This window comes from Cupriavidus sp. HMR-1, assembly GCF_000319775.1.
Classification (GTDB): Bacteria; Pseudomonadota; Gammaproteobacteria; order Burkholderiales; family Burkholderiaceae; genus Cupriavidus; species Cupriavidus metallidurans.
Map to the genome: position 1 here is coordinate 1 of NZ_ANKP01000215.1, position 2125 is coordinate 2125.

Consider the following 2125-nt stretch of genomic DNA (forward strand, 5'->3'; position numbering starts at 1 on the left):
CGCGCGAGCAGGGATCGAAGCGGCTGCCGGTTGGCGATGGCCTGCTCGGCCGTGTGCTCGATGCGGCCGGACGGCCGCTCGATGGCCTCGGCCCGATTACCGCTGCCAGCGAAGTTCCGCTGGCCGGCACGCAGATCAACCCGCTGACACGCGCGCCGATCGAGACCGTGCTCGACACCGGCGTGCGCGCGATCAATGGCATGTTGACCGTCGGTCGCGGCCAACGGATGGGCCTGTTCGCCGGTTCCGGCGTGGGCAAGAGCGTGCTGCTGGGCATGATGGCGCGCTACACCAATGCGGACGTGATCGTGGTCGGCCTGATCGGCGAACGCGGCCGCGAGGTGAAGGAATTCATCGAGAACATCCTCGGCGAGGAAGGCCGCAAGCGTTCGGTGGTGGTGGCCGCGCCGGCCGACACCTCGCCGCTACTGCGCATGCAGGGCGCTGCCTATGCGACGCGCCTGGCCGAGTATTTCCGCGACAAGGGCCAGCACGTGCTGCTGATCATGGACTCGCTGACCCGTTACGCGATGGCGCAGCGCGAAATTGCGCTGGCCATCGGCGAGCCGCCCGCCACCAAAGGCTACCCGCCCTCGGTGTTCGCCAAGCTGCCGACACTGGTGGAGCGCACCGGCAACGGCCCCGAAGGCGGCGGCTCGATTACCGCGTTCTATACGGTGCTGACCGAGGGCGACGACCAGCAGGATCCGATCGCCGACTCCGCCCGCGCCATTCTGGACGGCCACATCGTGCTGTCCCGCAGCCTTGCCGAAGCCGGCCACTATCCGGCCATCGACGTGGAAGCTTCGATCAGCCGCGCCATGACTGCGCTGATCGACGCGCCGCAGTTTGCCTCCGTGCGGCGTTTCAAGCAGTTGATGTCGCGCTACCAGCGCAACCGCGACCTGATCAGTGTCGGGGCCTACGTGCCCGGCAGCGATCCGGAGCTCGATCTCGCGATTCGCATGTATCCGCGCATGGAGGCCTTCCTGCAGCAGGACATTCACGAACGCGCCGGCTACGACGCCTCGATCGCCCAGTTGCACGATCTCTTCGAGAGGACGCATCATGGTTAAGCACAATCCGCTGAATACGCTGGCCGACCTGGCCCAGGACGACACGGACAAGGCCGCGCGCGAACTGGGTCGACTGCAGGGGCTGCGCACCCAGGCCGAGCAACAACTCAACGCGCTGACACAGTACCGTCAGGAGTACCGCGTCCGGATGCAAGCGATCGCCGCCGAAGGCATGTCGTCGAGCCGCTGGCACGACTTCTCGCGCTTCCTCGATTCGCTTGACCACGCCATCCGTCAGCAGACCAATGCGCTGGCCAAGGCCGAGGCGGACCTGCTGGCCGGACGCGCCAACTGGCAGCAGCAGAAGCGCCGCCAGAACTCGTTCGATACGTTGATCACGCGGGCGGAAACACGCGAGCAGCAAGTCTCCGCCCGGCGCGAGCAGCGCGCCAATGACGAATACGCGGCCCGCATTGCCCGCCAGCCGGCGGCCGGCCGAACCTGATCCGACGAAGAGACCATGATCGATATCAGCCAGCTTATTGGTAACACCGCCAACGCCGCCCTCAAGACCCTGACGCAGTCCAACGCCGCCAGCACCGCCGCCGCGGACGCCAAGGCATTCCAGGACGCGCTATCGCGCGCGCGCGATAGCACCCCGCAGAGCACGCAACCGGTCGCCAGCAAGTCCAAGGATTCAAGCCAGACCAGCGCGCCGAAGGATGACGCATCGCAGAACACGCGGCAACAGACGACGCAGGCCAGTACGTCCGGCGCTTCCAGCACACCGCAGCAGAAAGACAGCGGCAAGACCAGCGCCACGGCCGACAAGAAGGACGACAGCACGCAAGCCAGTGACGACGGTTCGACGCCCTCGAGCGACGCGCAGGCCGCAGCAGCAGCCCTGGCCGCTGCGATGCTGGCACAGCAGGCCGCACCCGCCACGACGGCACTGACTGGGGGCGCAGCCGCCGATGCAGCGGCCAATGCAGCCGCGGATGCAGCCAGACTAGCCGGTGCCAACGGCCTCCCGCTCGCCGCTCAGACCGCGGCGACCGCGACCGCCACGCAAGCAAACCCGGCCACCGATGCCGCCACGCTGTTGGCCC

The 2125-nt window shown here is 67.5% G+C and carries 2 protein-coding genes and 1 pseudogene; all 3 read left to right on the forward strand.

Translation table 11 applies throughout. The features are described from left to right. On the forward strand, nucleotides 1-1076 hold a 1076-nt coding region (locus D769_RS20445; protein WP_008649003.1), incomplete at its 5' end, for a FliI/YscN family ATPase. Further along, the gene (fliJ, locus tag D769_RS20450; RefSeq protein ID WP_008649006.1) at nucleotides 1069-1521 is read left to right on the forward strand and encodes a flagellar export protein FliJ; all 453 of its coding nucleotides are present in this window, start codon (nucleotides 1069-1071) and stop codon (nucleotides 1519-1521) included. The genes D769_RS20445 and fliJ, both read left to right, overlap by 8 nt. A 15-nt stretch (nucleotides 1522-1536) precedes the next feature. Beyond that, nucleotides 1537-2125, forward strand: a pseudogene (locus D769_RS20455) (flagellar hook-length control protein FliK); the annotation flags it as partial.